Here is a 24,354-nt window from a genome sequence, read left to right as displayed (position 1 = left end):
AGCTTAACATACGTATAGCTCATCTACCATGTGTAGAAGGAGTAACGAGACCGTCATATTATGGCGGTTTCAGCCTTTTAGGGCTTCCAAAATTCTTGCCATTTCTTTTTATATCTTTTTCTTTGATGTTCATGCTCAACATAATAAGCAGTCCAAGGCAACACATAATTGCCACGATCTGCCACAATAACCATATAACTAAAATCCGATAAAGATAAAACGTAACGCCATTCTTTTGCTCCTCGTTTCTCTTTCCACCATACAACTTGGCTTGCGACCCCATGAGGAGTTTCTGAAAAATGATCCATCATACAACGTACCCAAGCAATACGTTCACAACGTCTAAAATCTGGTGTTCGCTCTGCCTCATCGTCACCTGTTGAAATCATGTGCCAAAACGTTGCACTCTTTCCGTCATACTCGGGATGCCTTTTCAAAGCAACACGTTTATTTTCCCATTGAGGAACACTATGAACAAAATCAAGAATAAATTGTTGGTGTAACTTTTCTAAGTAATCAGACCATACGCCATTGGAATCTTTAAAAAGTAATAATTCTGGTAGCCACTCATCACTCATTAAAAAGCTCCCAAATTACGACCATGCCAATGGAAAAGATTAAATTTATTTTCTCCTAATAAAGTAGAACGAGTAAGCTCATAACCCGATCTTTTTTTAATGCGGTTAATGAGTTGTTGCTTTGCAGAATTTTCTGTTAGACCTCTATTTAAATAACCAACAGCACCAAGTAACAAATCTGCAAGCTGTAGCTGTTCTACTGCATGAGATTCGATGACTTGTACACGTTCTACAATATTGTGATTAAAATCATATATTTTATTGCACAGTACATCATGTAATTTATGTACTTTATCTGAACTTCGAGTATCTTTTTTATCTAGATAAATTCTAAAACGGGCATTCGGTTTTAAAACAGGTTCAATTAAGGTAAACATCATTTTGTAATACCAGTCATCATGAGTTTGATTAAACCTTTCATGATTAATTTCTGATTTTTTAATAACTACACCTCGAAAATGCAAATCATCGTCATCAAAAAAATAATCAATAATATCTTGATAAAATAAAACTTTTGCAGGCGAAACTTTTGTCCATTTTATTTCAAAGTCACTTGCTAGATTATGTCTTGCCTTAATTTCTCTTAATCTAATTGCAATTTCTCTAGTTTTATCTAAAGGACACCAAATCAATCCTAACATCATAATAGTTTGATTATCATTTGGTAAATGACAACTTTCATCACAGTAAATATTGTAGGTACTCATGCTACATCATCCCTAATCTGCAACTCTGATACATCCACCTCACCCGACAACAACTTTGGTAATAAAGTATCTCTAACTTTTACTAAACTATTACTTTCTAGCCGCAACTCAATTTGTTTCTGCAACTGATTGCCAATTAATAGATTTCCTATTTCCAATAGTTCATCACATGGAACGATACATAATGCTTGTGATAAATGCTCTCTTTTAATATGTCCCATTGTTACAGCTTTTGCTTGTGCAATTCTTTGAAACTCGATCAAATGATGTTTTGTATAATAATAATAAAACCATTTTTTATAATCATTTGATGTGACTTTAAACAAATGCTGATTTAATGCAGCTTTTCCACCACACCAAATATCAACCATTAATGAACCTGACCAAGAGAAAACCACATCACCATTATTAATAATTGATTTACTATCAATATTAGGCGATGCTTTTTCCTCTATTGTAGCTATACCTGATTTTAATTGTGCAATTTTTACAATCGGCAAAAACTCATGTTCATTTTCAGGTCTAAATTTCTGTAAAGCTAATCCATTTTGATAATGAGCAATTTTATCTAATGGTTTAACCCTCCACCCCCTCGGCACTTCCCCCAATTCACTTTCGACCAACTCATCAGGAAAAAGTGCAGCCGTCGCTTGTAACTCAGCAAAATCTTCCGCTGCCATTTGCTCAAGCTCAGCTTCACTTTTCCCACTAATAGCACACATCGCGGCAAGTTCAGGGTCCTTACCCTCTTGCTTCGCTGCAATTTTGGCACGTACAGGGTCAAAGTCGATAAACCAACTTTTAAAAATGGCTTGAGCGATAGATTCTAGGGTTTGGTTGATTTGGTTATTGAGATGGATTTTGTCGTCTAAGTCAGAAAGAATTTTAGATATCTTCTTTTGCGTATTTATATCTTCAATTATTTCTATTCTAAAATTTTCTAATGAACCAATTGTAATTTGTGGTTGCGCCGATCCTGTACGAAGACTGTAGGTATCTGATAACTTTAAAACCCAATATAAATAATTCTGGTCAATAATTTCTTTATCGCAATTTATAACTATTGCTAAATTTGTTATTGAACATTTTGCAGGAGACATTTTTATATCACCTGTCCCGCCTGCTCCTCGACAGACAATAACTAATTGTGGCTCCTCAAAAGCGTATTTAGAATCAAAACCTACTATTTGATACCCACTAAACACAGGATATAAACCATTGGCTGAAATATCTTGTTTTCTTATTGTCTTACCATATTTAAAATTAGCAACTTCTCTCAAAGGAATGTTTTTTAACATAGTCATTCCATACCCCCAAATTCTTTCTTAATCATCCAGTGACCACGAGTACCACCAACACGCTCGATCCAGCCTGCATCTTTTAAATGATTCAGATGCTTTTGTAAGGCAGACTGATTAATGCCGAGTTGCTCTGCCAAAGAGCGATAAGAAACTTTCGGATTACGCTGAATTAAAACTAAAATTTCTTGTTGGCGTTCGGTGAGTTGATTTGCTTCGATTGCACCACCTAAATCCTCGATTACACCACTTGAATGATCAATTGCACCACCTATTGCACCACCTATTGCACCACCTTCCAACTCAATCACAGGACGGTATAACTTCACATCAAAAAAATCATTAGTCTCTAAAAATTCAGGCGTTGCCAGTTTTTCAGCTTCACACATCTGCTTGATCCGTTGCAGACCACTGCCCCAATGCTCAATATAACCTAGCTCCCGAAACACGCGAGCCAGCACCCGGTTCCGAATTTCCGAACGCCCCTGCAATAAATCTGCCTGAGTTAAACCATTGGGCAATCCACCCGGCGACACAATATTGACCAGATCATCATACACAGCCACTTTGATATTACGCCCAAAATTGCTGTAATCCCGATGCACATAGGCATTGACCAAAGCCTCGCGCATGGCATTTTCTGGAATTTCCAGATAGTCATAACGCTTTAAGCCACGAATTTCGGCTCGTAAAGATAAATGATTTTTAATAAAGATTTCGGTTTGCTCAATTTGAGAAAATAGATCGGCCGTATATTCTTTACGGTCTAAAAACACACTCATATTGGTGCCTTTAAATCGGGCACACTGAGTCATCACATGTTCATATTCACCAAGCAGTATCAATAAACCGTGACTGGCATAATGCTGTCCCTGTTCTTCGATCACCAGCTTGAGATTGAGCATTTTTTCTAAAGTCAGTGCTTTCCCCGCAGCTTTAAAAGCGGTTTCTAATGGCATTAAATTTAGTTTTTTTAAAGGATATTGAAAGTTGGTTAACGCATCAAAACTTATATTGAGTCGTTGTAATTCCAATTGCTGAATGTTTTCTGGCGAAGCAACCCGATTACTAGCACCAAGGCGGATATAGGTGCCTTGCTCACGCCCGACAGATTTAAGGTAATACGGAAATAAACTACCTCGTGCGACTTCCACAACCAATAGCTCTACGCCCTCTATATTCTCAATATAGATTTGCGCTGCAAGTTGTGGGGCACACAGCTCATAAATCATGGAGGTAATTTTATCTTGTAATTCAAAGATATCTTCCTGAATACCGATGAGCTGCCGATCATCAGTGACTCCAATAATCAACTTACCGCCACTACTATTGGCAAAAGCAATTAAGGTTTTGGCAATGTGCTGGCCTTTGGGTAATTGCTGTTTAAATTCCAGTGTTTTGCTTTCACCCTTCTGGATTTCCAGCCATAAGGGATGATCAGAACTCATAGCCCAAGCCTTTTAGGTTCTTTCTAATTTCGCTTTCCAGCACCGCACTTTGTGCAAATTGTTCTTTTAGCTGAGTGGTCAAGCGCAGCATTTTATCGCTAAACGGTTCGCCATCATCTTCCTGTTCCACTGCACCTACATAACGCCCCGGTGTCAGCACATAGTCGTGTTTTTGAATATCTTTTAACTCCGCCGAGAAACAAAAACCTTTTTCATCCTGATAAGCTTGTCCTGCAAAATTCTCCCCTTGCTGCCATGCGTGTAAGGTCTGGGTGATTTTGGCAATATCCGCATCGCTAAAGTCACGCAATACCCGGTCTTTCATATAGCCCAAATTACGGGCATCAATAAACAAGGTTTTGCCTGCGCGGTTGGCTTTCTTTTTATCCAGCGATAGGCCGTTCTTTTTGTCCTTGGTTAAAAACCAGATGCAGGCTGGAATTTGCGTGTTGGTAAATAATTGCCCTGGTAAAGCGACAATACATTCCACCAAGTCTTTTTCAATCAGGTTCTTACGGATTTCGCCTTCGTTGTTAGTGTTGGAGCTCATGGAACCATTAGCCAGTAACAACGCCATACTACCGGTAGGGGACAGATGGTGCAGCATGTGCTGCATCCAGGCAAAGTTGGCATTGCCTTGTGGTGGTGTGCCGTATTGCCAGCGCACATCGTGTTCTAATGAGGCATGCCACCAGTCCTTGATATTAAACGGTGGATTAGCCATCACAAAGTCAGCACGTAAATCAGGATGCTGGTCGTCCAAAAAGCTATCGGCGTTCTTTTTACCAAAATTAAAATCAATGCCGCGTATCGCCATGTTCATGGCCGCCAGCTTCCAGGTGGTCGGGTTGCTTTCCTGCCCATAAATAGAGATATGCTTTTTTTGCTCAGACGCCTTGTAGTGTTTTTCCTGTGCGTGCTGCTCAATAAATTTTTCACTGGACACAAAAAATCCGCCGCTACCCATTGCTGGGTCATACACACGGCCTTTGTAGGGCTGTAGCATTTCAACAATTAAAGTGACGATGCTTTTGGGCGTGTAATACTGGCCGCCCTGCTTGCCTTCTGCCAGGGCAAACTGGCCTAAAAAGTATTCGTACACATGGCCTAAAATATCCTTGCTATGCAGGCTGAGCGTTTCGCCCTGATATTCCGGCTGGCTAAAACTGGTATCCGAGAAGGTATTGATCAGATCCAGTAATTTGTCGTTGTCTAGCTGGTACTGTCCGATACGGTTTAAAATGCCTTTTAGTTTTGGATTGGCTTTTTCAATGTCATCAAAGGCGTTGTCAATCAGCCAGGATACCGAGCGCAGTTTAACGTCCTGCCCCTGTTCGTCCTGCCAAATGATAGCGCCAATTGCTTGCGCTGCAGCACTGCGGATAGTTAACCAGCGTGCTGCCTTGGGCACCCAGAATACGTTTTTTTCCTGATAATAATCCAGTATTTCCAGTTCATCATTTATCGCCTGTTGATATTCTTCTTCGCTGTGGTAATGATCACGCGGCATGTAGTAGATGTCGTTGTCATCTTTTTGTGTAAATAGAGTCTTGAGTTCAGACTGACGTTCATCAAAGGCATCTGATACATATTTTAGGAAAATTAATCCAAGTACAATATGCTTGTAGTTGGCGGCATCCAGACTGCTGCGTAATTTATCGGCGGCTTTCCATAGTTTGTCGTCCAGGTTATTCAGAAATTTTTGCTCAAGTTGATTCATGGGTTGCCTTATAAAATAAATAAACAATGGCGTGCTAGAAATTTTTATGAAGTATAGGTCAACACGGACAGGTCATTTGTCCAGTTTATAGTCACGCGCTCCAAACAATGCCGTCCCTACTCTCACCATCGTTGAACCCGCAGCAATTGCATCCTCTAAGTCGCCCGACATACCCATGCTTAAGGTATTCCAATCATCAGGATTGGTGTGCTGTGCCTTTACCTCATCAAACAATGTTTTGGCGTCAGCAAAAGCAACCGTATTATCTGGTTTTGGAATTACCATCAGGCCACGCAGGCGAATGTTGGCAAGCTGGCTGATTTGCTGCACCAGCTCTGGAACTTCCGCTGGCACACAGCCATCCTTGCTGTCCTGCCCGTCAATATTGACCTGAATGCAAATATTTAATGGCTTGAGGTTTTCCGGGCGCTGAGTTGATAATCGCTCGGCAATAATCAGCCGGTCTACCCCATGTACCCAGTCAAAATGTGCTGCCAGTGGCTTGGTTTTATTGCGCTGCACATGACCAATAAAATGCCACTCAAGGTCTAAATCCTGCAATTGCTCCTGTTTACTCAATGCTTCCTGTAAGTAGTTTTCACCAAAGCGACACTGGCCTGCGGCATGCATTGCACGTAGCACTTCTGCCGGATGGGTTTTGGAGACGGCCAAAAGTTGAACATCTTCAAATTTTCTTGCATTTTTTTTGCAAGCCGCTTCAATTTTACTCAGTATTTGTTGCCGTTTTAGCGCAAAATCAGTCATGATCTGCCTATAGATAAAAGACGCGATGGAATGTGCCCGGTGACCTAGCATAACGCATTATTTTTGCGCTGCCACCTCATCAGTCATTTTAACCATCGATTTGCTTTAAGCATTACGAGGTTTACATGGATATTACCGAATTACTTGCATTTTCTGCCAAAAATGGTGCATCAGACTTACACTTGTCGGCAGGCTTGCCGCCCATGATCCGGGTAGATGGCGAAGTACGCCGTATTAATTTGCCAGCAATGGAACACAAGGAAGTTCACCGGCTGATTTATGACATCATGAATGACAAGCAGCGCCGTGACTATGAAGAATTTCTGGAAACCGACTTTTCCTTTGAAGTTCCCGGCATTGCGCGTTTCCGTGTTAACGCCTTTAATCAGAACCGTGGCGCAGGTGCGGTTTTCCGGACGATTCCATCCAAAGTCCTAACCATGGATGATCTGGGACTCGGCCAGATTTTTAAGGATATCAGTGATTATCCACGCGGTATTGTGCTGGTAACCGGGCCAACAGGTTCTGGCAAATCTACCACACTGGCTGCCATGCTGGACTATATTAACAATACCCGTTTTGACCATATCCTCACCGTTGAAGACCCGATTGAATTTGTACACACGCCAAAAAAATGCCTGATTAACCAGCGTGAAGTGCACCGTGATACGCATGGCTTTAATGAAGCGCTACGCTCAGCGCTACGCGAAGACCCGGATATTATTCTGGTAGGTGAGATGCGTGACCTTGAAACCATTCGCCTGGCGCTGACTGCTGCCGAAACCGGCCACTTGGTATTTGGAACCCTGCACACCACCTCAGCCGCCAAAACCATTGACCGTGTAGTGGACGTATTCCCGGCCGAAGAAAAAGATATGGTTCGTTCAATGCTATCTGAATCATTGCAGGCAGTAATTTCACAAACCCTGCTCAAGAAAAATGGCGGTGGTCGTGTGGCAGCGCATGAAATCATGATTGGTATTCCGGCTATCCGTAACCTGATCCGTGAAAACAAGGTCGCCCAAATGTATTCTGCAATCCAGACTGGTGCAGGCTATGGTATGACGACACTGGATCAAAGCTTAAAAACGCTGGTAGCCAAAGGTGTAATTAGCCCGGCAGCTGCACGCAGTGCAGCTAAAGTTCCAGAAAGTTTTACCTGATTTTTTTCACCTTATTCGTAAGCATCACAGGGATGTATCATGGAATTTAATGATTTATTGCGACTGATGGTCGAAAAAAACGGGTCAGACCTGTTTGTCACTGCGGGTGTTGCGCCATCAATGAAAATCAATGGCAAGATTATTCCAGTCACCAAGACAGCCTTAAGCCCGGAAGTAGTTGGCCAGCTGATTAATAGCGTGATGTCTGACAAGCAGCGGGAAGAATTCCGCATAACGCGTGAATGCAACTTTGCCATTACCGATAAGGATGAAACCGCCCGTTTTCGCGTGAGTGCCTTTGTGCAGCGTGATATGCCAGGCATGGTGTTGCGCCGGATTGAAACCCATATTCCTTCGGTAGAAGACCTCAAACTGCCAACAGTCATCAAAGACCTTGCAATGACCAAGCGCGGCATTATCATTTTTGTGGGCGCTACCGGTACGGGTAAATCTACCTCTTTGGCGTCCATGATTGGTCATCGCAACAAGAACTCACGCGGTCATATTATTACCATTGAAGACCCGATTGAATTTGTGCACCAGCATTCCGGTTGCATCATTACCCAGCGCGAAGTGGGCATTGATACCGAATCCTTTGAAATTGCCCTGAAAAATACGCTGCGTCAGGCGCCGGATGTCATCCTGATTGGGGAAATCCGTACCCGCGAAGTTATGGACTATGCCATTGCCTTCGCTGAAACGGGTCACCTGGTACTGGCAACCCTGCACGCCAACAATGCCAACCAGGCACTTGATCGCATCATTCACTTCTTTGAAGCGGATCGTCATGGCCAGCTTTATATGGATTTGTCGCTCAACCTGAAGGCGCTGGTAGCCCAGCAATTGATTCCAACCCCGGATGGCAAGGCACGCCGCGCCTGTATTGAAGTGCTGATCAATACACCGCTGGTATCCGATTACATCCGCAAGGGTGAAATCCATGAAATCAAGAATGTAATGAAACGCTCGCGCGAACTGGGCATGCAGACTTTCGACCAGGCTTTGTATGACCTGTATCTGGGCGGTGAAATCACCTATGAGGACGCCATCAAGCACGCCGACGCACCCAATGATTTGCGCCTGATGATCAAGCTGGGCAAAAATGCCGATACCCGCTTTCTGGATCAGGCCACCAAAGGTCTGGCCATTGAGGATAGCGAATAGTTTTTTAGGTATTCACCTGCGACAAAAAAAGGCGATAACATGTGCTATCGCCTTTTTTCATGTCTGATTTTTACTGCTTTTCTAGCGGATAATCATATTGGTTGCAGTGGCAAATGCATAAATTTTATCGTTTTCATCCCGAATATAGCCTTCGGAAATGACCAGACTTTTACTGACATTAATTACCTTGCCTTCAGCACGCAGCGTTTTGTTAAACGGAATGGGACGACACATCTTGATATTTAAGTCAATGGTGCCATAACTCTCACCAGCCGCCAGCACTGTATGCGTGGCACAGCCTGTGACTGAATCAAGCACGGTTGCAGCAAAACCGCCATGCACGCCGCCCAGTGGATTGGTATGACTTTCATTGGCTGTTGCTGTAAACACCACACGACCCTGCTCTACTTCCACAGGTGCCATCGGCATGGTTTTGGCAATTCCAGGAGTTGGAAACAGGCCTTGGGCAAACGCCTGCATAATTTGCAAGCCAGTCATTTCTTTTGGATTCATGGGGTAACTTTCCGCTCAGTGATAAATCAATAATAGATAAATTTGTTAATAAGAGATTGATAGTAAAAATACTTACGGCTCATAGGCGTAGCAGTAGTATTAACAAGCAAGAGCATCTGCTGGTTTTAACAGGCCAAGCTTGGCTTTAGTCCTGGCAACCAGCTCACTTTCATCCGTATCATTAGGATGAAAATCACGCCGGTAATAATCCATAAACCTGGGAATGAAAATTTTGTGGCTACTCACCATCATCTGGCCCAGTTTTTTCCATGATTTCAGGTTGAGCAATTGCCTGTCACGCTTCATCAGCACTGCGGTGTAGCCCATCATCATGCTGGTAATCATCAGCAATGCAAAACTAAATATCATGATTCGGTGCAAGTAGGCATCTAACCCTGATCCATATAAATGCTGGTACATATCAAAAGCAACCGCCTTATGCTCGGTTTCTTCCACACTATGCCATAGCCATAAATTACGCACGGTATCATCGGTCATCAGTTCATTGACACTGTCCATCATGGTCACTTTTTGCCTAATAACTTTTCAAGGGTTTTCAGGATTAAGCCAGTTGCGTTTTCCATTGACGCCAGGTCAAGCCCAAACTGCTCAGCGCTTTGATGAAAGGCATGATGCTCCTTCGAATGCATGGCTTCCTGCCCGATAAACGCACCAATGTCCTTGTCCAGTTGCGGATTATCCTGAATCTGGTGACGCAAGGCGCGTACCGAGCGCATAAAGTAGGCTTCTCTCTCAGGAAACAAGGTCGACATGCCAGTAAACAGATGGGTTAAGGAGGGTTCATTGGCAAACCAGTAGCGTGGCATGGCGGCAAACTCATAATCCATTCGCCGTACCGGAAATGATGGCTTGGCTTGCATCTGCCTGGCTTGCGTTAGATTGGTTTTAGTGCGGCTGATTTTAGTTGGAATGCTTTTCTTTGTAGGTGCTGATACAGAGTGAAACATGGTCATAACCTCATTGGAACGAAGGGTATTTTGGTAATAAACAATTTATTAAAAACTTAAGTTGCTTTTTAGAACTTATAGGCCAGAGTAGGTTTTTCGTAAATTGCTGTGAATATCAAATCAGGACAGCACTGGCCCATGGGGATACCAGAAAGCAGAGTTATGCTAAAATCAACTCACGGAGGGTATGGCATGAAATGGCAAGAACAAGGTGAATTAAATTGCCCTATCGCACGCAGTCTGGCAATTTTTGGTGATCGGTGGACATTACTGATTATCCGGCACTGCTTTTTAAAAATCCGGCGCTTTGATGATTTTCAAAAGCAGCTTGGAATAACACGCCATGTGCTGGCAGAACGTTTGAACCGACTGGTAGATGCCAAAATTCTGGAAAAAGTGGCCTATCAGGAAGCCCCAAAACGTTATGAATATCGGCTTACTGAACGCGGTTTGGCGCTGTATCCCATCATTTTAGCCATTAGTCACTGGGGCAATTCCTGGCTCAATGACCAAGGTGAATTTGCCTCAGTTTCCTATATTCACAAAAGCTGTGGCAAAAAGACCCAAACCGAGATGTGCTGTTCAGCATGCGGTGAAGTATTAAATGCTCGCGATATGCTGCCGGTATTTGAAGACATCCAGCAAAGTAGTTAAGTACCTAGCATTTTTACACAAGAACACAGTGCTAGCTAACTTGATGAAGAGAAATGATAAAAATTAAATTGTTAGTATTTGGTAACGATTCTGGCTTTGGACAATGCTTTATCATGTTTTAGGCTAATGTTGACCAGATTTGCAAAAAACATCTCTAGCCAATTCAGAGATGCTTTTGCAAAGACAAACAACCAGCTTCAAGCGTAGTTATTTTTTACGTGCTGCATCCTGACATTCGGGCTTATTGCAGTAACCGTACAGGTTCAGGGAATGGCCAGTTAGGGTAAAGCCCAGATTTTCAGCCACTTTGTGCTGTTCGGATTCAATCACCGGATTGGTAAATTCCACAACCTTGTTGCAGCTCTGACAAACCATGTGATCATGGTGGTCTTCCTGCATGATTTCAAACACGGAATGATTGTTTTCAAAGTGGTGACGCTCAATAATGCCCGCAGCCTCAAACTGGGTCAGCACCCGGTAAACGGTTGCCAGGCCAACATCTTCGCCCTGTTCCAGTAGCGTTTTATAAATATCTTCTGCGCTTAAATGATGATCACTTGAGTTTTCCAGTAACTCTAAAATCTTGATGCGTGGCAGGGTTACCTTTAGGCCAGCCTTACGCAAGTCCTGATTGGTGATTGGCATAAATATGTCTCTCAATGTAATCTATTGTTGACACGTCACGGGCAATTAAATCACAAATAAAGTATGATCGACCTTTACGCCGTGTGCATCGTTATTTAACGGGATAGTGTAGCAAAATGCAAAAAATCATGTTGGCTTTATTTGCCTCATCCATCATTTCGGGTTGTTCTGTGTTTGGTGTTTACAAAATTGATGTGCCGCAGGGTACGCCATTGACGCAAGCACAGGCCGCACAGATTAAAGTAGGGATGACCCAGCAACAGGTACGTTTCCTGCTGGGCTCACCAGCCATTACGGATACCTTGAATCCAGATCGCTGGGACTACCTGTATAATTACATTCCCGGTACTTATGCACGCAAGGCCAAACTGCCTGCCACTTCCGGCCAGCATTTACGGGTTTATTTTGATGCTCAGGGCATTGTCACCCGGATTGAAGGTCTGGAAACCCTGCCTGAAAAGCAGCCCGGCCTGCCACAAAGCAAGGATGCCATCCTGTCTGCGCCGCCGCTATAATTTCCTGGATTTAGCATTCAGTTCTACGCCAGACGGGCTAAATCCGGTCTGGCGTTTTTTAGGGCTGTACGTTATATAATTGCAGGTACGTCATACCTGCACGCTGGTTATATTACTGTCTATCGACTGTTGCTCAATCAATGGCCTTGAAATTTCTTGCAGAGACATGTCATGCAATGGATTGCGCGTAATCCCGGCAATGATATGCGCCATTTGCTTGCGTAGCCATGGAATACGGTACATCCAGCTAAATCCGGCATCACGCAGCCAGCCCAGATCGCGTCGGTGCGATTGATAAAATGGGGTAAGCGTACGGCTTAACCACTGGTAAAATCGGATGGAACTTAAGCGCTGCTGATGATAATTGTCCCAGACTTTGTCCCACTCACTGGCCTGTCCAATTGCCTTACCCAGTGCCCAGGCATCCAGTAAGGCCATATTAACGCCTTGTCCCAGTTGCGGACTCATGGCATGGGCTGCATCGCCAATAATACCAATTCGCCCTTCCCCATAGCGACTGAGCACGACATCGCGATAATGCGCAGGTAGCCATTGCTGATGCGAAACCACGACTTGCGCTAGCCACTCCGCTGCCACTGGCCAGCGCTGCTCTACGGATTTTAACCAAATATCACGGTTGCTATTGTCTTTTAGCCAGCTAGATATATGCGGCGTGGGCATACTCCAGAACACACTGGATAAGGGCTGATCAGTCTGCTGAGGCACAGCACCGGTTGGCAAAATACCCATCATGGTACTGGCTCCATCATAGAATTGGTGCAAAATATTGCCATCTAGCGTAGTACAAGCAGGCACAATGCACCATGCAGCACCCCACGGATAAGGCTTGTCCAGTTTGACCCATTGCTTTGGCCGCAACTGGCTACGCGCACCATTGGCAATAATGACGGCGTCAAAAGTCTGTTGGAATGCGTGCTGATTGCTGGTCTGACCGATAAGCTGCATACGCTGGCCCGAGGGCACAATTTCACTAATTTCTGTGCCCATGTGCCAGTGAATCATCTCTCTATTATTACTGGGGTGTTGCAGGTTTTGCATCAGCACATGACACAGGCTGGCACGATGCATGCCCAAACCAAAACAGTGTGGTGCTACTTCGCGATAATGACTGTTGACCAGCAAATGTCCATTAGCCAGTTGGCCTTCGAGTCCATTCACGCGGCAACCCAGCTTTAGCGCTTCATCCAGTACACCCAGATGTTCAAATACGGCCAGCCCGGCGGGTTGCAGCAAAATCCCTGCCCCGACGTTTTCCATTTCACTGGCTTTTTCAATGATTGTGATTTCATGCTGCTGGTGCGCCAGAATGCGCGCGAGTGCCAGTCCGGCAGTGCCTGCACCAATAATGGCAATATGCTGTTTTTTCATTATTCAGTTATCAGAGTTTATTGTGTTTGTAGTGTAGCAATTCTGAGTGAAGAAACCTTAAGGTTTCTGGCAAATTATGCAGCAATAATTGGACTGAAGTTATCATTTGATTTGCTATTTTTTACCGCTTAGGCAAGTAAACTTTTTTAATATTAAGCCAGCGAATGATTTTAAATATGATGTTGTTTTATGGGTTACAGCTTGCGTTTTAAGCGCCCTACTGGGTGCGCTTGCGCTCGCTTGCGCCGCACTGCCATTGGGTCACGGGTGAGCGGACGGTAAACTTCCAGCCGGTCACCAGCCTGCAACAGATACTGCTCAGGCTGGTCGATTTTTATGCCAAATACACCCACAGCTAAAGCTTGTCCGGCAGGCAGTTTTGCCAGTAAGCCGGATTGCTCTAGCGCCTGCATGGCGGTTAGTGCTTCCTGCCAGTCCAGACTCACCAGATATTGTCCGGTGGCATCTACATACGCCACCTGCACTATTTTTTTATCCTGGGTGATTTGCTCAGCCATGCAGTTTGTCCTGAAGAGTTAAGCCGGTAAAACCAGACCAATAAGAGCCACAATAATCGCCAGTGGAATCAGCACACGCACAGCAATGCGCCACAGGTTATACACCCCTTCCTGCTCAAAATTGAGTGCCTTGCGCAAATGGCTAATTTTCATCATCCAGCCACTAAAAATGGCATACAGCAGGCATACCACTAGTGCCAGAATGACAGTTAACGTGGTCAGTACAGGCTGCATGGGCACCAGCCATAACAGCAGGCCAGCCAGTACAAATAGCCATTGCAGCGCAATATTTAAACCGCGCGCGTGGAGTTGTTCGCGTAGCAATGAAATTAAAAATCCTGCACCAGCCAGCAACGCAATGGCATATAGCCATAAAGTTTGTGTGCCATGAAAGCCCTGTATCACAGCAATCATTACACCGCCAAGCAATTGGCCTGCCCAGATTGGCAATGCAGTTTTGCTGGCTTTTTCAACTGGCTGGCTGGCATTCAGCTGCCAGTACATGCCATAGCCCAAACCTGTGGCAATCAGCGCCAGACTCACCGCCCATGCCCATTCCTTTAAGCTAAAAGCAGTCCATTGCCAGTTGCCCACACCCATTTGCATAAAGCTTAAAATACTGGCAATAATGACCGCAATGCTAGCCACAATAATCAGCACAGCGCGTGGCACAAATGACAACACCACGCCTGCGACAATCAGGCCAATGGATAAATAACCCATCATCTCATCCGGGCTATGGCCCATGCCCTCAAACAGCATGCTGGCCGACTGATATAGCAAGCCACCGCTAAGCAGCACCATTACGGCTGCTGCTATCCAGCCAGTAATCCGCCACGCTGGTTTGGTATCGGCTTCGCGGGTGAGTACCATCAGGGCAGGTAAAGGTGTTGCCTTGCTGCGCTTGGCCAGTGCAATTTCCAGCAGGCTAAATGGCAGCGCCAGAATAACCATACACAGCAGCCAGACCGACCAGAAATCAAACTGGCTGGCACTGCTAAACTGAATAAATGGAACAATCCAGCCAGCCAGCAACAAGGTCATGGTTAGGCCAGCCAATATGCTGCTTGCGCGCAATATTACGGGTGAATTCATGGGCGTTGTATTCCACATCACATTGGTTTTTAACTGCGCCAATGCTAATGCAAAACGCTTATTAATGACGGTTTTTTTTACATTTTTAGACCAAAATATATGCGCTTGAAAGCAGAGAATCGTCGAAACCAGAAATTGCCAAAGATTATTTTTCTTATAAAGACAGTACGTCTAAAACCAGTTTAGCGCTTGTTTAAATCCTAAACTTAAACTGGACTTCCCTGTCCTATTATCCCTGTTGCTGTTATGCAGGATCCTGGTATTAGACAATACTTGCTATGAAAACCAACGCTGGAACCAGTTCTTGTTTTTGGCTTCCTGCGCCTTAATCACACCAATCATATTTTGCTTCACCGAGCCAACATAATCAGCATCATCACGGCGGATATGGTTAATTAACCATGTCACCAGCACCTGATGCAGCTCATCGGTAATGTCCTGTCCCCGGTTAAAACGCTCCTGATAGTCATTAATGCGCTTGATAAAAAGCTGATGCACTTTCTGGTGCGGCTTGGCATATTTGTAGCCTGCTTCTTCCTGCAAACTTTCTTCAAAGGCAAAGTGCGACTGGGTATAGTCCACCAGATCATCCAGCACCTGTTTCATCACATTACGGTCATGGTGATTCTTGGTGTGCTCAAGCTGGTTGATATATTCCACAATGCGCTGATGCTGCCGGTCAATCACCTCAATGCCGGTGTCTAGGTCGGGTGACCACATTATTGCCATGTTTGTTTCCTCAGCAGTGTGCCTTAATTCTTGTTTTACCCTAACCCAAAACTATTGTTTTTAAAACCAAGCATTTAGCTCAGGTTTATTTAAACTTTTTATTCAAAAACAACAGGCTATAAAAATGTATTTAAACCCATTAAAAAGCTAAAGTATTTTTTAACCAGCCAGCACTGACTGGTTAAGGCTTAATTGCCATTTCGGCTGATCTGCAATTGATGAATAGGCTGATGCAAATGGGTATCCAATACCATACCTAGTGGCTTTGGCTCAGGATAAACCCTGACATTAAAACTGGTGAGTAGCGGCACCTGCATCGTATGATTTAACGGTGTTTGCGTGTGCAATACCGTATTCAGGCGGGTTAAAGTATTCTGGTCAAAACCCAGCATGATTGGCCCTTCATAGGCAAACCGGAGCGTGGTGTTGACCGGAATCACCATATCAAATGGCAGGTTAAATTCTAGCGGTACTTGAAGCTTTAATGGCATCTTGGGCAAATGTGGCAATACCAGCGCGGTAGTATCATTGATTTCTGCCATTGTTTTGACCGGGATACTGCCCTTGTAATGCACATTGAATTTAATGGGAATAGGCGTATCAATTTTGATTCGGGTTTTGTAATTTCCTTCCAGCGGATCATAAATATCTGCTTCGGCCTGCACAGGCTCTGTAATTCGTATTTGCGGCTGCTGGTTGGAATGGGCAAACCAATTTCAAGGTAATTTAATATCCACCATGCAATACCGGCCCCAACGGCAATGGCTGCTACAAATAATAATAGTCCTGACAAAAGCCACTGCTTTGCATTCAATTAGGATTGCTCTGCTATCTATTGAGCAATGATGGGAGTTTAACCACTTATTTTTTCTGATTATTCTGGCAATTGGTAATTATTCTTACAGTTGATTAGCCTTAATAATAATTTATGTAATATTTTTATTTTCTAATTTACACGTCAGTTGATGACGCCATGTGATGGACACATGAACTTTTACAAAATTAAAAGCTCCCTTAAATAAGTCGCTTTGCCTATAATCCGGTTGCTGTTTTTACCTTTTTTTAGCCTGATTTTCCGGGCATGTTTTTCTTGAGTACGACATACAATGAGCAGTAATGCAAAACTGAGCCAGCTTAACCCCCGTCAGCAGGAAGCCATGACCTATGTGTCAGGGCCACTATTGGTTCTGGCGGGCGCAGGCTCTGGCAAAACTGCTGTAATCACCCGCAAGATTGCCCACCTGATTCAAAATTGTGGTGTTCCGGCGCATCGCATTACGGCCATGACCTTTACCAACAAGGCCGCACGTGAAATGAAGGAACGGGTAAGTAAACTTATTCCGCGTGAAGAATCCAAGGGCTTGACGGTTTCTACATTCCACAATTTTGGCCTGAATTTGTTACGGATTGAGCTCAAGCATACGCCGCTCAAAAATAATTTTTCCATTCTGGACGCTGATGACTGCAAGCGCCTGCTGATGGATTTAATGCACAAGGACAATCTGGCGGGTGCCGATAGTAAAGAGTTGATTGGCAAGGCCATGCGCCGGATTTCTGACTGGAAAAACGACCTGTTACTGCCTGCGCAGGCCATGAGCACCGCTGAGACGCCAGAAGATGTGCATCTGGCGCACCTGTACGAGCTGTATGAGCGCAATATCCGGGCCTACAATGCAGTCGATTTTGATGACCTGATTGCCCTGCCCACCCGCTTGCTACAGGAAAATGCCGAAATCCGCGACAAATGGCAAAACCGCGTGCGCTATCTGTTGGTGGATGAATATCAGGATACCAACACCGCGCAGTACATGCTGGTCAAACTTCTGGTTGGCGTGATGGGCCGCTTTACTGCTGTAGGTGATGATGACCAGTCTATTTATGCGTGGCGTGGTGCCAAACCCGAAAACATGGCATTGCTGGCAGAAGATTTCCCCAGCCTGAAAGTTATCAAGCTGGAACAAAATTACCGTTCAACCAGCCGCATCCTTAAAGCTGCCAACTCGGTGATTACCAATAATCCGCATTTGTTTGAAAAACAACTGTGGAGCGACAAAGGCCATGGTGAAGCCATCCGGGTGATTACCTGCCGCAATGACGATGATGAAGCCGAGCGCGTGGCACATGACCTGATGAACCACAAGCTGATGAATGGCAAATCATGGAAAGATTATGCCGTACTGTACCGGGGCAATTTTCAGGCACGGGTGCTAGAAGCCCAGCTACGCCAGATGCAGATTCCGTATAAGCTCTCCGGTGGTACATCGTTCTTCGCCCGCGCGGAAATCAAGGATGTGATGAGTTACCTGCGCCTGATTATTAATCCTGAAGACGACAGTGCATTTTTAAGAATCATCAACACACCCAAACGTGCCATTGGCCCAGCCACGCTGGAAAAACTGGGCCTGTTTGCGCAGGATAATCACTTGTCGCTATTAGGTGCCTCGGCAGACCAGCGCCTGAGCATGGTGTTTGCTAAAAAGGCCGCCTCACAACTGCACGAGTTTGCCGGTTTTATTGAAGATTATACCCGCCGCCTGCATGACAATGATGATCCGGTGCCTGTGGTACGCCAGATGATTAATGAAACGGGCTATATTGATTTTGTGCGTGAGCAGGCAGCAACACCAGCCGCAGAAAAGAACAAGCTGGACAATATTGAAACCCTGTACAGCAGTATCCAGAGCCTGATTACCCGTGCCGATGACGTGGATGAACGCAACATTGAAAGCGTGATCCGCAAGCTGGTTCTGCTGGATCTGCTGGAACAGCAACAGGAAGAAGACGACACCGACAAGGTGAACCTGATGACCCTGCATGCGGCCAAAGGCTTGGAATTTCCCTATGTGTACATTATGGGGCTGGAAGAGGAACTGCTGCCACACCGCAACTCCATTGCGGGAGATTCCATTGAGGAAGAGCGCCGCCTGATGTATGTGGGGATTACCCGGGCACGGCAAGGTTTAACCCTCACGCTGGCTGAACAGCGCAAGGCTGGTGGACAAATGCGGCAAACCACTCCCAGCCGTTTTCTGGATGAACTGCCAGAGGAAGAACTGGAATGGTCTGGCAAAAAGAAACAAAAACTGTCTAATGTTGACCCAAAAGCGCAGGCTGCTGCCTACCTGGCCAATTTAAAAGCATTAATGAAATAGATATCAGTAACTTGCGCTAGGTGTTTCGACACTTGGCGCTTATAATTTTACAATTCGACTCACTTGCCTGCTTTTTAAGCGATTAGTGTACTTAATGATTGAGGCTAATCCTCATAGGAACTTCATGGCATGAAACTTCAAGTTAAAATTCTGGACTCACGGATTGGCACCACCTGGCCCCTACCTACGCATGCGACCCCAGGCTCTGCAGGCCTTGATTTACGTGCCTGCATTGATGAAGACATTGTGCTCAATCCCGGTGATACCGTGCTGGTCAAAACCGGCATGGCCATTTACATTGCCGATCCGCACTACGCTGGCCTGATTTTACCGCGCTCTGGACTTGGGCATAAGCATGGCATTGTCCTAGGCAATCTGGTAGGGCTGATTGACTCTGACTATCAGGGCGAACTGATGGTTTCAGTGTGGAATCGTGGCACAGCTGCCTTTACTTTGGCGCCGGGTGAACGAATGGCACAATATGTGCTGGTTCCCGTGATACAAACTCAACTTGAAGTTGTAAATGACTTTGAGCAAACTGAACGTGGCAGCGGTGGTTTTGGTCATACGGGTACTGCATAAAATACTCGTGACGTGAGTCTGTTAAAACCATTCAAATCTTAATCCGGCCTTGTCAGGGCGGCTTTGCTGGTGAAGTACAGCCATTAATCACCCTATAAGGTCAAGAACGATCAAGGAAGTGTGTCGTGCCCAAACTCAAGCCTTTGAATACGAATAAAGGTCTAACAATAAATAAACCACTTGCCCTGATTATTCATCTTGTTCTAACGGGTGCCAGCAGTGCCGGCGTCTATTATCTGGTTGCTCAGCATGAGCAGCAGCAAACGCAAACTCAACTGGATACGTTTACCAAACAGGCCGGTGTACTGATTGAACATTATGCACAGCACTGGCAGCAGCAGGCTGGATTACTGGCCCAGCAACCCATGCTACGCAGTAATGCTACCCTTAAGGCTGTCGTTCCGGTTGATGGCAGCGTACCGCCTTCTTTGAACTATGCGGATCAGGATTTGCTTAACCGAACCCGTAGCGCCCCGACCCAGCCTGAAATTAGTGGGACAGGAGCCAAGGGTGTAGTCAGCACGGCGCGTGCCATGCCTACAGGGGGCTATGCCATTTTTGAATGGCCGCTGGCACCGCTGGTCAAGGATCTGGAAAGCATTACTCCTGCCAATATCGAGCTTAAATTTTCACAAAAACTCAGTGACGGTAGCCAGCTTGAAGTCCTGCGCATTCATAGTACCGGTAACGATGGTGGCTTAAAAGCCATTCCATTAAATCAGCAAAGCTGGCAACTGGCTGTTCAGTCTGCGGATTCAGGCAGCCAATTGCCACTGTGGGCTGCGCTACTGACTTTACTGGGCGGGTTGATTCCGCTGGTCATCTGGGCCTTACGAAAAAGCCCTGTTACTGGTACAGCCGACGTTGTTACTGATTCTAGCCTTGATAATCCAAATAACAGCAGCACACCTGATTTCACTACCATTAACCCGGCGGCAACCTCGTCCTACAACAATAACGTCGCTATTTCGCCCGTGAGTGTGGCGACTGTTGCAGAACACATCAGTCCATCAGCCAGCCTTTCAGATTCAGAAAATACCAGCTTGGGAAATATTACCCCGGCTCAAACTCAATTAACCAGTGAAACAGCCAGCACAACACCTGTTGCACAAGAAGCCAGTGCCAGTGAAGCCTTTGAGGAACTGGATCTGTTGCAGGAAACACTGGAACCTCCTCCGGTTGATACTGGCAAGGCTGCACATTCTGATGCCATTGAATTTAATCTGGATGAAACCCTGCTACCAGATATGGAATTTAGTGTAGGTACGCCCCGCTTTCCTGATCATATCTTCCGGGCCTATGATATTCGCGGCACCATTGATGACCTAGGCAATGAGCTGGTCACCAAAATCGGCCGTGCGCTTGGGGCACATTACCGCTATAAAAACCAGTATCAGGTGGTGGTCGGCTACGATGCACGTACATCAAGCTCTGGCTATGCGCGCCTGATCCGGCAGGCCTTTGTTGATAGTGGCCTGACCGTGATTGATATTGGCCGTGTAACCACCCCGATCTGCTATTTTGCAGCAGCGCAGCATGACGGCAATGCGGTGATGATTACCGCCAGTCACAATCCGGCCAATGAAAACGGCCTCAAGTGGCTGGTTCAACATCAATCACCAACCCCTGACAATATTGAAGGAATCAAACAGTGCGTGCTTGATGAGCATTATATTGAAGGTCTGGGCACAATCCGCAGTGTGTCATATAACGAAGACTACCTGAACCTGCTTCATGATGATGTGATCTTAAGCCAGCCATTCAATATTTCCATTGATACCATGCATGGCAGTGCTGGTGAATTTGCAATGGCAGCATTTCAGGCTGCCGGGTGTGAAGTGAGCAGCCTGCATACCGAAGCCAATGGCATGTTTCCCAATGGTGCGCCTGATCCAAGCAAGGCTGAACATTTGCAGGAACTGAGCAATGATATTGTTATTTCTGGCAGCCAGCTGGGTTTTGCCTTTGATGGTGATGGTGACCGCGTGGTGGTGCTAGACAGTCAGGGCAATGTGGTTTCACCGGATCACCTGATCACCCTGTTTGCCAAAATCTGTCTGGATAGCAATCCCGGCAGCGACATCATTTTTGATGTGAAATGCTCGCGCATGGTTTCCACTATGGTCAGTCAGGATGGCGGTCGCCCGGTGATGGTACGAACTGGTAATACTTTCCTGCGTCAGGCACTCAATAACCCGGAACATCAAGCGGTGTTTGCTGGTGAATTCTCAGGGCACTATTTCTTCAAAGACCATCGTGGTCATGGGCAGGATGACGGGCTTTATGCTGCCCTGCGCCTGCTGGAATGGCTGGATAACAGCGGTCAGACGTTAGAAGAAGCCATTGCCAGCCTGCCCCAGCGTGTGTCCACACCTGACCTGTATTTACCATTGGATAATACTGATGTAACCGATCTTATGGCAGCCTTTGAAGCTGAAGCGGTACAGTTATCTGATGCGAAAATTTCAACCATTGATGGCATACGACTTGATTTTGATGCTGGTTTTGGCATTATTCGTCCGTCAAATACCGGCCATTTTATCACTGCCCGTTTTGATGCCGACACGGCTGAAAACCTGCGCCTGATCCGTGCCACTTTTGCGCGCCTGTTACGCTCAAAAGATGAACGTCTGGCGCAGTTGATTCTTGAATAAACACCCTCTGGAGTTGCCCATGGCCTTGAACACCGAGACCGCCCTGAATATTGCCAACGTTCTCACTGAGGCACTCCCATACATTCAGCGCTTTGCCGATAAAATTATTGTGGTGAAGTACGGGGGCAATGCCATGACTGACCCGGAACTGGAAAGCTCGTTTGCCCGTGACATTGTTTTGCTTAAAACCGTTGGGCTGCATCCGGTGGTTGTGCATGGCGGTGGTCCACAGGTAGACAACCTGCTCAAGCAACTGGGCCGTGAATCTGACCGCATTGATGGCATGCGGGTAACTGATGCCTCCACCATGGAAATTGTGGAAATGGTGCTAGGCGGTAGTGTTAATAAATCCATTGTCAACCTGATTAACCGGCATGGTGGCCGTGCCATTGGCCTGACCGGAAAAGATGGTAACCTGTTGCGTGCCAAAAAATTACTGTTGGACAAAAAAACCGATGATGGTCAGGTGCAGCAAATTGATCTGGGCCTTGTGGGTGAAGTCGTTAGCGTTAAAACCGACGTGTTAAACCTGTTTATTAAAAGTGATTTTATTCCGGTTATTGCGCCATTAGGTGTGGATGAAGAAGGTAACACCTACAACATCAACGCTGATCTGGTCGCAGGCAAAGTGGCTGAAGCGTTAAAAGCTGAAAAACTGGTATTACTCACCAATATTTCCGGTGTGCTGGATGCCGACAAGAACGTAATGACTGGCCTTAGCACCAAGGATGTTGATCACCTGATCGATACTGGCGTGATCTATGGCGGCATGATTCCCAAGGTTTCCTGTGCGCTGGATGCCGTTAAAGCCGGTGTCGTCAGCGCGCATATTGTAGATGGCCGTATGCCGCATGTCACCTTGCTGGAAGTATTTACAGATGAAGGCATTGGCACCCTGATTAGCAATCGCCTGCGCAAATCCCAATAACTTCTTTTCTTTTTATTGAAGTCATTATTTTATTGCCCATTGCTTTTTAAGCAGTGGGCATTTTTATAGGTTTCTATTTTTATCCATTGTTTTCAATTGCCATCATGCTTTTGCACATTATTTTTATCAAAGTAATGCAAATGATGATTTGCAGTCTGCATGCAGCTTATGCACAATATCCCTAGATCAAAATGTCCTAGGCTCTACGCCTGCTGAATCTGGTCATTATTTGTTTGTTTACTTAAATGTGGTCATTGTATGTGCGAGTTACTGGGCATGAACTGTGCCACGCCAACTGATATTAATTTCTCCTTTAAAGGTTTTAGCCAGCGTGCCGGCGTAACTTCCGACCATGCTGATGGCTTTGGTATTGCCTTTTTTGAACAAAAAGGTTGCCGCCTGTTTATTGATTGCCAGTCTGCCGTGCACTCACCACTGGCAGATTTTATCCGTAATTATCCCATTAAGTCGCGCAATGTGATTGCCCATATCCGCAAGGCCACTCAGGGCAAGATTGAACTGGAAAACAACCATCCATTTATGCGCGAGCTGTGGGGTCGACACTGGATTTTTGCCCATAATGGCGACCTGAAAGACTACTGGCCCCAGTTATGCGGGCAGTTTATGCCAGTTGGCACTACCGATAGCGAGCGCGCTTACTGCTACATTTTGCAGGAGCTGCGCTACCGTTTTGGCAAGGATGAGCCTTCTCTCCAGCAGATTTTTGACTTTCTGGCTGAGGTTTCACCCAAAATTGCAGAATACGGCACGTTCAATTTTATCCTGTCCAATGGTCAGGCGCTGTTTAGCTACGCCACCACCAACCTGCACTGGATTGTGCGCGAATGGCCATTCCAGCAGGCGCATCTGGTGGACGTTGATATTGAAATTGATTTTAGTCAGGTGACCAAGCCGGAAGACCGGGTGGCCGTGGTTGCAACTGCTCCGCTCACGGATAATGAAGTGTGGCATAAGTATCAGCCGGGTGAGCTGATCTGGTTTCAGGATGGTAGAGTCCAGCAAACAGCCCATACCACCATCCAACGATTGGTGAATGCAGGCTAGCTCCTGTGGAACTAGCCAATTTTAAAGCTGTATCGTGGCGTGGTGCTCGATTTGCATGGATTGATTTCCAGTCTGTCTTCATGTCATGCTGGTCAATAATAGCA

The 24,354-nt window shown here is 45.6% G+C and carries 22 protein-coding genes and 1 pseudogene; 9 read left to right on the top strand and 14 right to left on the bottom strand.

Annotated elements, in window-relative coordinates; genetic code table 11:
- Positions 1-77 precede the first annotated feature (77 nt).
- From E2B99_RS02030 to E2B99_RS02005, 6 genes are all read right to left on the bottom strand, one after another.
- A complete protein-coding gene (locus E2B99_RS02030; RefSeq protein ID WP_134243330.1) occupies positions 78-578 on the bottom strand; it encodes a hypothetical protein in 501 nt (166 codons plus the stop codon).
- Complete coding sequence (locus E2B99_RS02025; RefSeq protein ID WP_134243329.1) at positions 578-1,285, bottom strand: DUF3800 domain-containing protein; 708 nt, start codon at positions 1,283-1,285, stop codon at positions 578-580. Before E2B99_RS02025 ends, E2B99_RS02030 begins: the two co-directional genes overlap by 1 nt.
- The gene (locus E2B99_RS02020; protein WP_134243328.1) at positions 1,282-2,589 is read right to left on the bottom strand and encodes a restriction endonuclease subunit S; all 1,308 of its coding nucleotides are present in this window, start codon (positions 2,587-2,589) and stop codon (positions 1,282-1,284) included. Before E2B99_RS02020 ends, E2B99_RS02025 begins: the two co-directional genes overlap by 4 nt.
- On the bottom strand, positions 2,586-4,031 hold the full coding sequence (locus E2B99_RS02015) for an AlbA family DNA-binding domain-containing protein (RefSeq protein WP_134243327.1): 1,446 nt from the start codon (positions 4,029-4,031) through the stop codon (positions 2,586-2,588). Before E2B99_RS02015 ends, E2B99_RS02020 begins: the two co-directional genes overlap by 4 nt.
- Positions 4,021-5,751: a type I restriction-modification system subunit M gene (locus tag E2B99_RS02010; protein ID WP_134243326.1), complete on the bottom strand. Its 1,731-nt coding sequence runs from the start codon at positions 5,749-5,751 to the stop codon at positions 4,021-4,023. The genes E2B99_RS02015 and E2B99_RS02010 overlap by 11 nt, the downstream gene beginning before the upstream one ends.
- A 72-nt stretch (positions 5,752-5,823) precedes the next feature.
- Entirely contained in the window at positions 5,824-6,516 is a 693-nt protein-coding gene (locus E2B99_RS02005) for a YggS family pyridoxal phosphate-dependent enzyme (RefSeq protein WP_134243325.1), read from the bottom strand.
- Positions 6,517-6,641: 125 nt separating this feature from the next.
- Here E2B99_RS02005 and E2B99_RS02000 point away from each other — a divergent pair, with 125 nt between their 5' ends.
- Both E2B99_RS02000 and E2B99_RS01995 read left to right on the top strand, forming a co-directional pair.
- Complete coding sequence (locus tag E2B99_RS02000) at positions 6,642-7,679, top strand: type IV pilus twitching motility protein PilT (protein ID WP_026471018.1); 1,038 nt, start codon at positions 6,642-6,644, stop codon at positions 7,677-7,679.
- A 39-nt stretch (positions 7,680-7,718) separates the two neighbouring features.
- A complete protein-coding gene (locus E2B99_RS01995; RefSeq protein ID WP_134243324.1) occupies positions 7,719-8,843 on the top strand; it encodes a PilT/PilU family type 4a pilus ATPase in 1,125 nt (374 codons plus the stop codon).
- An 81-nt stretch (positions 8,844-8,924) separates the two neighbouring features.
- Here E2B99_RS01995 and E2B99_RS01990 read toward each other — a convergent pair whose 3' ends face one another.
- Positions 8,925-9,356 (bottom strand): PaaI family thioesterase, encoded by a 432-nt coding sequence (locus E2B99_RS01990; RefSeq protein WP_134243323.1) that lies wholly within the window; start codon positions 9,354-9,356, stop codon positions 8,925-8,927.
- Between the two features lie 99 nt (positions 9,357-9,455).
- Positions 9,456-10,237, bottom strand: a pseudogene (locus E2B99_RS01985) (metal-dependent hydrolase).
- Positions 10,238-10,516: 279 nt separating this feature from the next.
- Between E2B99_RS01985 and E2B99_RS01980 the strand changes: the two are divergent.
- Positions 10,517-10,978, top strand: a complete 462-nt coding sequence (locus E2B99_RS01980) for a winged helix-turn-helix transcriptional regulator (protein WP_134243322.1) — start codon at positions 10,517-10,519, stop codon at positions 10,976-10,978.
- Positions 10,979-11,185: 207 nt separating this feature from the next.
- On the opposite strand, the gene fur is transcribed toward E2B99_RS01980, so the two are convergent.
- Positions 11,186-11,623, bottom strand: coding sequence for a ferric iron uptake transcriptional regulator (gene fur / locus E2B99_RS01975; RefSeq protein ID WP_026471023.1), 438 nt, complete (start codon positions 11,621-11,623; stop codon positions 11,186-11,188).
- Between the two features lie 116 nt (positions 11,624-11,739).
- Here fur and E2B99_RS01970 point away from each other — a divergent pair, with 116 nt between their 5' ends.
- The gene (locus E2B99_RS01970; protein ID WP_134243321.1) at positions 11,740-12,138 is read left to right on the top strand and encodes an outer membrane protein assembly factor BamE; all 399 of its coding nucleotides are present in this window, start codon (positions 11,740-11,742) and stop codon (positions 12,136-12,138) included.
- Positions 12,139-12,228: 90 nt separating this feature from the next.
- Here the strand turns inward: E2B99_RS01970 and E2B99_RS01965 are convergent, their stop codons facing one another.
- The 5 genes from E2B99_RS01965 to E2B99_RS01945 all read right to left on the bottom strand — a co-directional run bounded on the left by E2B99_RS01965 (position 12,229) and on the right by E2B99_RS01945 (position 16,534).
- Positions 12,229-13,527: an FAD-dependent oxidoreductase gene (locus E2B99_RS01965; RefSeq protein WP_134243320.1), complete on the bottom strand. Its 1,299-nt coding sequence runs from the start codon at positions 13,525-13,527 to the stop codon at positions 12,229-12,231.
- A gap of 194 nt (positions 13,528-13,721) precedes the next feature.
- Positions 13,722-14,045, bottom strand: coding sequence for an RnfH family protein (locus E2B99_RS01960; RefSeq protein WP_134243319.1), 324 nt, complete (start codon positions 14,043-14,045; stop codon positions 13,722-13,724).
- 18 nt (positions 14,046-14,063) lie between these two features.
- Complete coding sequence (locus E2B99_RS01955; protein WP_134243318.1) at positions 14,064-15,140, bottom strand: hypothetical protein; 1,077 nt, start codon at positions 15,138-15,140, stop codon at positions 14,064-14,066.
- A 276-nt stretch (positions 15,141-15,416) separates the two neighbouring features.
- Positions 15,417-15,869 (bottom strand): bacteriohemerythrin, encoded by a 453-nt coding sequence (locus E2B99_RS01950; protein ID WP_134243317.1) that lies wholly within the window; start codon positions 15,867-15,869, stop codon positions 15,417-15,419.
- 188 nt (positions 15,870-16,057) lie between these two features.
- Positions 16,058-16,534, bottom strand: coding sequence for a hypothetical protein (locus E2B99_RS01945; RefSeq protein WP_134243316.1), 477 nt, complete (start codon positions 16,532-16,534; stop codon positions 16,058-16,060).
- A 441-nt stretch (positions 16,535-16,975) separates the two neighbouring features.
- Between E2B99_RS01945 and rep the strand changes: the two genes are divergently transcribed.
- From rep to E2B99_RS01920, 5 genes are all read left to right on the top strand, one after another.
- Positions 16,976-19,021, top strand: coding sequence for a DNA helicase Rep (gene rep / locus E2B99_RS01940; RefSeq protein ID WP_134243315.1), 2,046 nt, complete (start codon positions 16,976-16,978; stop codon positions 19,019-19,021).
- A 129-nt stretch (positions 19,022-19,150) separates the two neighbouring features.
- A complete protein-coding gene (gene dut, locus E2B99_RS01935; RefSeq protein ID WP_134243314.1) occupies positions 19,151-19,603 on the top strand; it encodes a dUTP diphosphatase in 453 nt (150 codons plus the stop codon).
- Positions 19,604-19,728: 125 nt separating this feature from the next.
- Positions 19,729-22,257: a phosphomannomutase/phosphoglucomutase gene (locus E2B99_RS01930; protein ID WP_134243313.1), complete on the top strand. Its 2,529-nt coding sequence runs from the start codon at positions 19,729-19,731 to the stop codon at positions 22,255-22,257.
- Positions 22,258-22,276: 19 nt separating this feature from the next.
- Positions 22,277-23,185, top strand: coding sequence for an acetylglutamate kinase (gene argB, locus E2B99_RS01925; protein ID WP_134243312.1), 909 nt, complete (start codon positions 22,277-22,279; stop codon positions 23,183-23,185).
- Between the two features lie 258 nt (positions 23,186-23,443).
- Positions 23,444-24,250, top strand: a complete 807-nt coding sequence (locus E2B99_RS01920) for a class II glutamine amidotransferase (RefSeq protein WP_134243311.1) — start codon at positions 23,444-23,446, stop codon at positions 24,248-24,250.
- Positions 24,251-24,354 lie beyond the last annotated feature (104 nt).

This window comes from Alkanindiges illinoisensis (assembly GCF_004377485.1).
In the GTDB taxonomy this organism is placed as follows: Bacteria; Pseudomonadota; Gammaproteobacteria; order Pseudomonadales; family Moraxellaceae; genus Alkanindiges; species Alkanindiges illinoisensis_A.
The sequence above is the reverse complement of the archived record's forward strand: the minus strand, read 5'-3'. Positions and strand labels throughout refer to the sequence as shown.